The 8,827-nt window shown below is 57.1% G+C and carries 6 protein-coding genes and 1 pseudogene; 5 read left to right on the top strand and 2 right to left on the bottom strand.

Going from position 1 to position 8,827, the window contains the following annotated elements; all coding sequences use genetic code 11:
• Positions 1-81: 81 nt before the first annotated feature.
• Complete coding sequence (gene ald / locus CQ13_RS03765; RefSeq protein WP_057841680.1) at positions 82-1,194, top strand: alanine dehydrogenase; 1,113 nt, start codon at positions 82-84, stop codon at positions 1,192-1,194.
• Between the two features lie 557 nt (positions 1,195-1,751).
• On the opposite strand, the gene CQ13_RS03760 is transcribed toward ald, so the two are convergent.
• Positions 1,752-2,930 carry a peptidogalycan biosysnthesis protein gene (locus tag CQ13_RS03760; protein WP_057841679.1) on the bottom strand — a complete coding sequence of 393 codons (1,179 nt, stop codon included), beginning with the start codon at positions 2,928-2,930 and terminating at the stop codon, positions 1,752-1,754.
• Between the two features lie 12 nt (positions 2,931-2,942).
• On the bottom strand, positions 2,943-3,707 hold the full coding sequence (locus CQ13_RS03755; RefSeq protein WP_057841678.1) for a class I SAM-dependent methyltransferase: 765 nt from the start codon (positions 3,705-3,707) through the stop codon (positions 2,943-2,945).
• A gap of 1,710 nt (positions 3,708-5,417) precedes the next feature.
• On the opposite strand from CQ13_RS03755, the pseudogene CQ13_RS03750 reads away from it, so the two are divergent.
• The 4 genes and pseudogenes from CQ13_RS03750 to CQ13_RS03735 all read left to right on the top strand — a co-directional run.
• Positions 5,418-5,822: pseudogene (locus CQ13_RS03750) on the top strand (TonB-dependent receptor); the annotation flags it as partial.
• Positions 5,823-5,960: 138 nt separating this feature from the next.
• Positions 5,961-6,296, top strand: coding sequence for a heme-degrading protein HmuQ (gene hmuQ / locus CQ13_RS03745; protein ID WP_057841676.1), 336 nt, complete (start codon positions 5,961-5,963; stop codon positions 6,294-6,296).
• Positions 6,297-6,960: 664 nt separating this feature from the next.
• Complete coding sequence (locus CQ13_RS03740; RefSeq protein WP_245309016.1) at positions 6,961-8,019, top strand: GFA family protein; 1,059 nt, start codon at positions 6,961-6,963, stop codon at positions 8,017-8,019.
• Between the two features lie 37 nt (positions 8,020-8,056).
• A complete protein-coding gene (locus tag CQ13_RS03735) occupies positions 8,057-8,722 on the top strand; it encodes a 2OG-Fe(II) oxygenase family protein (protein ID WP_057841674.1) in 666 nt (221 codons plus the stop codon).
• Positions 8,723-8,827: the final 105 nt, after the last annotated feature.

The following is an 8,827-nucleotide window of genomic DNA, read 5'->3' as shown; positions in this document are numbered from 1 at the left end:
CTTGAATCACAACCAAGCCCGGATGAGAATCCTGAATCCCAACAGACCCTAGATAAGGTTGTCCAAGTACGGAGATTGCAGGTGAAGATCGGTGTTCCCAAGGAAATCAAGACGCACGAATATCGCGTCGGTCTGACGCCTGGAGCCGTCCGCGAATATGTGGCCGCCGGTCACAGCGTGCTGATCGAGACCAATGCCGGTGCCGGCATTGGCGCAACGGACGATAAATATCGCAAGGCCGGCGCAACGATTCTGGACACCGCTCATGAGATATTTGCATCGAGCGAGATGATCATAAAGGTCAAGGAGCCCCAATCTTCCGAATGGGCGCAGTTGCGAGAGAACCAGATTCTCTTCACGTATCTGCATCTGGCGCCGGATCCGGAGCAGGCTAAGGGCCTGCTAAAGTCTGGGTGCACCGCAATCGCCTACGAAACTGTCACCGATGCGCATGGCGGTCTTCCGCTGCTTGCGCCGATGAGTGAGGTCGCTGGCCGGCTTGCGATCGAGGCGGCAGGTAGCGCCCTGAAGCGGTATGCCGGCGGGCGCGGACTATTGATCGGTGGCGTGCCCGGCGTCCAGCCGGCCCGCATCGTGGTGATTGGAGGCGGCGTTGTCGGTACGCATGCGGCACGAATGGCGGCGGGCTTGGGTGCCGAGGTCACTATCCTTGACCGGTCGATACCCCGGCTTCGTGAGCTAGATGAGCTGTTCGAAGGTCGCGTTCGTACCAGGTTCTCGACGATAGATGCTGTTGAGGAGGAGGTATTTGCGGCCGACGTAGTTATTGGCGCAGTGCTCGTGCCAGGCGCGAGCGCGCCGAAACTGGTCAGCCGCGGCATGTTGAGCTCGATGCGCAAAGGCTCTGTGATCGTGGATGTTGCTATCGATCAAGGCGGATGCTTCGAGACATCGCGTCCGACGACGCATGCTGATCCAACTTACGAGGTCGACGGCGTCATTCATTACTGTGTCGCCAACATGCCCGGGGCTGTCCCGCTTACCTCAAGCCAGACACTGAATAATGCCACGCTGCCATTTGGTTTGGCACTCGCCAACCAGGGATTTGCAGCCGTGCTCGAAACTCCGCATCTGCGCGCAGGCCTCAATGTCTATCGGGGCCGGCTAACTTATAGGGCCGTGGCCGAGAGCCTCGGCCTGCCATTTTCACCGATCGAACAGGCTGCGGCCTGATCCCAGAGGCCCCTCAAGGGCGTTTCCTCCCTGACTTGGGCCACTCCATTGGAGTGGCCTTCTTTTTTTTGGGTTCTATAGTTCGCTCTTCGCTCAACGAAAAGTTGCCCTGGAACCGGAAGATCAAGGGGCAACGATCCCAGACTCGACGTTTTCAAGCCGCCCGCCGATACGAAAGACGTGCTTTTGCGATAGTGGGGTGTAGGCGCGGCGCGTGCCATCGCGGTGCGATACTGTCGGCGCCTGTCCAGTTCTAGCCTTCGGCTTTCGGACCCCGGTCGCGCCATTCCCTTCCAGCTTCTTGATGTGAAGGTGGTCAGGCGCGCGGCGTACTCGCACGCTCCGCAGGAAGACTCGTCTCGAACGAGATGGAGTGCTCGGTTCAGTGGAGATGGCGGCCGACAGTGCGGACATGCCATCGAGGACCGGTTGCCCTTATCAAAACCACGATAGACCAAATCCTCTCGTTCGCTGACGAGGCCAGAACGCCGTCAAGTTCGAGCGCCCTGGGGCGATGGGACGGAAGAGATACACAGGGTGCAGCATGTGGCACTTGTTCAGTTTGTTGGATTTTGTTGGGACCCGACCAATTCCCAATCCCGGCTCAGATGGCCAGGGAACTTGTCCTGATATTCCCTGAGCATTCGGTGGTTGTGCCGCTTGGCCTCGGAGTGGCAGATCTGCTGTTCATCGGCGCATTTGACGACCAAGGCCTGTGGCTCGATCTTTGCCCCGCGGTTTACCTTGGCGCGCAGAGCGGAGGTTGAAAGCCGCAGTTTCGTGAGGCCGTTCGCCGCAGCGTAGTTGAGGGGCTCGTAGTAGCAAAGGACGAAGTATCTGTAGTCATTGAGATCGAGACTGTAGTTTGCCCCGAAGTAGCGCAAGTGAAGTGTCGCTCCAAAGCGATAGAAGATCGCCAGCGCGGTCATATCTTCATCACGCTTGGAAACTGCTGCGGCACCGAAATACGATACACCTGACTTTCTCTGCCCCGCGAGGATCCCTTGCACCCACTCGCGATCCTGCATGCCGCCGTACCGTGACCTGTTCTGGGTGATGAGATCAGCGGCTACCGAGTCATCGAGTTCGTCGGGCACGCCCCATTCGACCCGACTTCCCATTCGCCGGAACGCCGCGATTTCAGACTTGGTCTGATTACGATCATGCGCGCGCCAGCTTGCCATCATCCCGGCAAGCCCCGTATCAGGCACCTCCAGCGAGGCTTGGGCAGAATGCAGAACGACGGCCCCGCCTATGGCATCTGCAAATTCCACCGCAGCCTGGTAGGGCATGTACGGCATCACAAAGCCGGCATATCCCCGCTGCTGCGCATACTCTAGCGCGCAGCGTCCCAACTCTGCTAGAGCCTGATGCCTTCGCCTGCCCTGAATGCAGGGAATCTCGTTGTGTGTGTTGCGCCGACCGCCGAGCCAAAGAAAGCCCTCTTGCCAGGGGCCCCGAACGCCCGCCATGCAATCTTGTAGGAAGAACATCCCAGGCGATTGGTCTCCTTCCCAAAGCGTACATGCGGCGACGAGCCCGGCCGACCCGTGGACGGAAAGCACGTCCGTTGCACCGAGTGAATGTTCGAGGCCTCGCAGCCACCGGTAGCTGTTGTAGAAATTGTCGTCACTGACGAGGGCATCCCATTCATGCTCGTCCATGTCGGACAGCTTTTGCGAAACGCCTGAGCAAAACGCGTGGGACGCGTCGCTCCTGAAAGGGAAAAATTTCATGGCTAGTCCGATTTACTGTGGGTCACGAGCGCGCACACCCTCGATGATGATCGAGTGTGGCTTTTGAAGATATGCATGCAGCTCTTTAGGAGCCTGACCCAAAGCGGCGCATTCTGGGGCATCCAGTTCCCGCCACTTCAACGATCGGAGGCCGGCTTGCCCTAACGCCCGCTCCAAAGAAGCAGCGGACCAATACGCTGCGAAGACGCTGCCCTGCTTTCCATTTTTGCAGAGTCGTATCCTTACACCTCCACCATCGACATATGGTTTCTGAAGATCATCGGCGCTGAGCCTGAGGCCATAGCGTTCGTAATAGCTCCGACGTGGATCGTAAGATGGGTGAATCGGTAGTGTCAGCAAGCGCCCGTCAGGACGTAATAGACCGACCATGTCGGCGCACATATCTTGCAGCTCAGGTCCGCTGCTAGCGTATTGCAGCACATGCACGGCAAGAACCAGGTCGAATTGACCTATCAAATCGGGGCTGAGACGAGTGACGAAGGAGATGCCCGGAGACTCCTTCTCCGCCCGACGCCGCGCGTAGTTGAGCATGCCTTTCGTCGGATCGTATCCTACAACCCGGCCCGCACCGCGTTGCTTTAGCCAGCGGGAATACATCCCCGTGCCGCACCCGAAGTCGAGGACTGAGAGACCCTCTACATCACCAATAGCCTGTAATACGCTTGGAATTTCGATCTCTTTTCGAAAGGGCCAGTGAGCGGTGTCTTCATATAGAGTGGCAAGTTCATTGAATTGGCCCGCATTGTTTTTGGACATGAGGACACCTCTCTTTTCCTTACTTATGCGGTATATTGGCGCGAACCTTGCGCATGAGCGTGGTCTCGGGATTCGGGAGTTCACAAGGAAGTGGGCGCTTGCAGGGCGTGAACGCCAAAAGCGCAATCCAGGAGCGCTCGTTGCAACGCGCGAGAAAGGTCCGCACGATGATCAACATGTAGCGCTCGCATTTCAGCTCCCCCTGTACGTGCCAAGAGTATTGAGCAAATCAACTCGACGAGGGTGGCCATCCCAGGTCGATTGCAGCGCAACCTTGTCGAGCTCCGTCAGCGCAAACCCATCTTGATGTCGCGGCGTCTCTGCCGCCCTCCGACAAGAACCAAAGCCGCTCCTTTGCAAACGCCACGCGGGCACCCAGCGACGGACGGGCGAAGCCTGAATTGGCGGACCATCACTCAAGCGTGCGGCGTCTATGGCATCGATTCGAATCAATCGAGCAAGTTTCATCTGAACTCCGGGCTCGGTGCCTCCGAGACTGCGATGGACGTAATCGATGCTGCCCGTCCTCAGCAATCGGCGTGCCGCAAAAGACATTGTGCGAGCCTTGCTTGAAAAAGGGCATAACCACGTGCTTCGCGCCGCGCTGGAGGAAGAGTTGCATTCTACTGTCGGGTTCCGCTCATCATCGTCTCCAACCGGACGCGGCTGAATACGACAAGGCCAGCCTCAACTGACTACGGTCCGCTCACGCGCTGAATTCAGATCGTTCCTTGAGGATAAATGTGCCCTATGGCGACCTACCTAAGCGCCCAGTATCGGAGCATCAGCTGGTGTGATGCGGCTTGCGGCACGCGATCCAATGATGCTGTCGTTGGCCGACAACGCTGCCGTGCTCCAGCGGCCGTCTCGAGGCCATGTGCCAATAGATGCCGATCCGGTACGAACGCGTCTGCTGATCACTGCAGCTCATGGCGAGACATGTCGTTCCTACGCCAAAACGGGGAAAGCGGAGTTGCAACGAGTCAATAGTATCGCGGGTCGTGACGCCTGCGAATTCGCCAGGCCAACTTCCTGTTGAACACAACGACAGATAGCAGCGAGAGTATTAGTCCAACTTTGACTGCTGTGGCTCAGGCTCCGGTGCGCAGACTATGTCCGATCCGCGCAACAGCTGCGGCTTCCTTCCATGTCATCACAGCAATCGGGGTGCCGGTCGCGAGAATTGGTGCGAACCTTGCTTGACGTGAGCAAAAGCACCTGCGTCCCGACGACGGGGCGCTGGAATGAGAGTGCCACTTTGTCAGGTTTCCGACTTGGCGTCTCCAACCGGACACGGACCGAACGACAACATGGAGAGAGAAATGAAGGTGACCCCACCGACCTACCTCGCACGGCTGTTGGCGCTGGCAGGAGGCTGAAATGGAAATCCCGGCCTTGCTCCGGGGTGATCGCAGGCAAGCGCGGCTTTTTGGACGGGAAGGGCCGGTGTGCAAGCAAGCCCCCGCGTGTCGTACCACCGCCGCACTGGACAAATGCCGATCACTCGCTCAGATCGCGCCTGACAGCAATGCCCGACGAGAGCACCTGAAGCTGGCTCAGATATACAAGTCTATCGGGTGGGCCGCTCAGCGCTTGCAGGGGCTGCGCTACACGCAGGAGCGGCGGGCTTGTAACAGCTGGCTGACGCTCTCTCCTACATTAGCGCCCCGTCGAGGCTCCTGGGCGGAGACGGAAGTAACCGCTAGAGCTGTCGGCGTCGCCGGCCACCTGATCCGCGGCAAGAACGTCGCGACCAATATCGGGCTGGCGACCATCACGCCGCGCAAGATCACCACGACCGGGGGCGTGCGGCTGCTCGATCGCAGGCTGATCCTGGCGGCACAGTGGTCCTCGTTCGGTGCGAACAACGACGTACCCGCCGGCTATCTGCCCGCGACCGGGTATGAACTGGTCAAGCTCTACATGACCTGGCATGCGACAAAGGACATTATGTTCACGGCGTCGATCGACAATCTGTTGAACCAGTACTATCGGCCCTATGCCGTCCCCGGCAATTCCACCGATGGCACCAACCAAAACGATGTGCTGTGGTCGAGCCCAGGACCGGGCAGAGTCTACAAGGCCGGATTGAAAAGTCACTTTGGCGGAGCTTAGTTCGACGAGCTGACAGACCAATCAAGTTGCATCGGGCCGCGCTGATGCTCCAGCGCGGCTTCGGTGCATCCATGTGTCTAACCAACTCAAACGGTACGCCAGGCGCGCACCCCAGCAACCCAGCAAAGGAGATTTCAAATGTTTATCGCGATGAATCGGTTCGAGGTGAAGATTGGCTCTGAGGCGGCCTTCGAGACGGTCTGGCGCACGCGCGAGTCCTATCTCAGCAACATGGCCGGTTTCGTCGAGTTTCACCTGCTGAAGGGGACCGTCGCCGAGGATCACACGCTCTACTCGTCGCACACGGTCTGGATCGACAAGGCGGCATTCGAAGCCTGGACCAAATCGGAAGAATTTCGCCGCGCCCACGCCCGCGCCGACGACAAGACCGGCGAAAGCCTCTACCTCGGCCACCCCAAGTTCGAAGGTTTCGAAGTGATCCTGAGCGAGCGCAAATCCAGCGCCGCTGCGTGACGGGGAGGGCTGTCATGTTGAGCACGGAGCTTGCCGAACTCAAGGCGTGTATGGCTGACAATCCAGGAGCAGTGATGTCCGGCGCTGGGGAGTTTCGGCGATGGCGATCGTTGCCGCCCATGTCGCGAAAGCCCGTGTGCTTGACCTCGCAACCACAATAGCGCAGGTGCGGGCCCAGGCACTCGCTCCAACCCACACTACGAAAATCGTGGAATTGGCTTTGATCTCGCGCAAGCGAACCGACCCCGGTAGGAACTACAGCTCACAATCGAGAAACCAATGAGCACGCCTGCGAGACGACGGAATCATTTGGCGCAAGAAAATCCACACATCCGTGAACAAATAAGTTGAGCAAAGCACTATCGCACCAAGGTCTACCCGAAGCCGGAGGATACTAGATGGATCGACAAGATCGAGAGCCTTCAAGACGAAGTGATGCCTCTTTGCAGGAAATGAACTCGTCTCCCGATCCGGGGGAATTGGTATCGGTTGGCGGTCTTAGGTCTAGGCCAAGAAAATCTCTCTCTCTCTGCATACCCGGGTTCGAATGACGTTATCCCAAGCTTCTCCCTCTAAACTGCATCAACCTTCAGAGATACCAGTTGGCGAGCACTTGGCTCGGCGAGCCCGGGCTCTGCTTGTCCCCCATCCGTTCGCTGCGGAGATGTCCAAAGATCAGGTTGCCAGTCTACTTCCTGAATACTTAGCGATGTCACAAGCGTTCCCGCACCTGCAGGCGGGATCGCAAAAGGATCTCATATTCGACGCAATACGTCGCAATCGAGACCTCCCGAGGGACGTTGAGCTGACCAGTGTGGTCGCAAATTTTATCTGCTGGGATGAAACGGGAGGTCACAGTCGGGTTCTCCAAGGCGGCAACGCTGCGCTACCCAGTATTCTGGACACAGAAAACTTCCACTCAAAGCTCTTTAGAACAGATGCGTCGCGCCTACTTGGCCGAGCAATACAGCCTAACTACAGTACCACAACGAGCCGGTACCTGCGTGCGCTATATCATGGCTTGTCGTCGAGAGACCCCATAGTGCGCTGCGCCTACATGGTTGCCTTTGAGCTACATGCTGCGGAAATGATCCAGGCGCTTTGGACCACTTTAGTCAGAACCTTTGATGCTCGCACTGATCTTGAGTATTTCCAGGTCCATGTCGGCGGCGAGGATCCTGCGGAGAAATATCACGGAGAGATGACAAGCAGGCTCATTAGCGAACTGGTCCCTGCCGACTGCAATAGCCGTTTCTTGGCTGAATTCGACCGCGCGTATGGTCTCAGCTTAGAATGGTGCCGCAATCTAGTCGGAATTGATTCGCTTGACGGAGATGGTCGGCCGGAGGTTGAACACAGTGGCCGCTGTCACTGTGGGGCTGTCAAGTTCTACGTACGAGCGCCAGCAGAGATTTCTGCAGTGAAGTGCAATTGCTCTATCTGCCAAATGTCCGGATTTTTGCACATGCTCGTTGCTGACGACAAGCTTAGGATTGAATGCGGCGAAGAACGCCTCACGACATATCAGTTCAATAAGAACATCGCTCGGCATACGTTTTGTCGGGTTTGCGGCGTAAAGCCCTTTTATCGGCCGCGATCGAATCCTTCAGGATTCAGCGTAAATGTTCGATGCCTAGATAAAACGACGATCGAAAGCATAAGAATAGATGATTTCGACGGCGAGAATTGGGATCTGGCGATCCGCTCGTTGCAGGCGGATTAGAAGAGTCGAATTTGAGTGAATCCGAAAGGCGCGAACAATGAGTGATAAACTTGGTCTGCTTTCAGAAGATGCCCTCGCGAAGTACCGCTCAGAGCTGGCAGATAAAGGTACGGTCCTGATTGCCCCCGAGACGCTGTTCACCAAAGATGAGTTGACGAGGATCGATCAGTTGCAGTCCGATATTCCCGAAGAAGAGGTTCGGAAGGGAGATGCCGGCGATTCTCACAATGTTTTTGTAAGACGAGTGCGGCTGGATCACGCCGGCCGTAATCCTAGCAACGTGAATGGTACAGCTTCAGCGCAGATCATCGAACTACTTGAAAGGACAGAGCGGGTCTCCGCGCTCAGGAAGATCTTCGGAACGTCATCAGAATACGTCATTCGCCGATGCCAAATGCATCGCATGCCGGCTGGGTCCTTCGTTGGCATCCATTTGGATGCTGAAAGCGACCCCGACTTCGAGTATTCTGTGATTGTTCAGCTGGCGACAGAGTTTGAAGGCGGTGAGTTCGTCGTATATCCAACCGACCGTAAACTCCAAATGTTTCGCCCACATTTAGGAACCGTACTGATCACCACATGTAGGTTCCGGCATGAGGTAAGGCAGGTGCACGCCGGGGAGCGTCGGTCACTCGTCTACTTTTGTTCAAAATACGGCGGTGCGAACCGCAGGATAATCGAAAACCCTGCCGCTCGCGCATGAGGTCGGCTAGCTAAGCTAAGCTAGATGGAATGGATTATATGGCGCGCGAATGAGCTGGTCCCGGTTGTCTGAACAGAATTTCCGCCTCGATAAGTGGAGCGTCTG

Origin of the sequence: Bradyrhizobium retamae (genome assembly GCF_001440415.1) — a bacterium.
Classification (GTDB): domain Bacteria; phylum Pseudomonadota; class Alphaproteobacteria; order Rhizobiales; family Xanthobacteraceae; genus Bradyrhizobium; species Bradyrhizobium retamae.
The sequence above is the reverse complement of the archived record's forward strand: the minus strand, read 5'-3'. Positions and strand labels throughout refer to the sequence as shown.

What these genes read in the sequence shown, in the direction of transcription:
- CQ13_RS03760 (WP_057841679.1), bottom strand. Translation starts at nt 2,930, where the DNA reads ATGAAATTTTTCCCTTTCAGGAGCGACGCGTCCCACGCGTTTTGCTCA.
- CQ13_RS03755 (WP_057841678.1), bottom strand. Translation starts at nt 3,707, where the DNA reads ATGTCCAAAAACAATGCGGGCCAATTCAATGAACTTGCCACTCTATAT.
- hmuQ (WP_057841676.1), top strand. Translation starts at nt 5,961, where the DNA reads ATGTTTATCGCGATGAATCGGTTCGAGGTGAAGATTGGCTCTGAGGCG.
- CQ13_RS03740 (WP_245309016.1), top strand. Translation starts at nt 6,961, where the DNA reads ATGTCCAAAGATCAGGTTGCCAGTCTACTTCCTGAATACTTAGCGATG.
- CQ13_RS03735 (WP_057841674.1), top strand. Translation starts at nt 8,057, where the DNA reads ATGAGTGATAAACTTGGTCTGCTTTCAGAAGATGCCCTCGCGAAGTAC.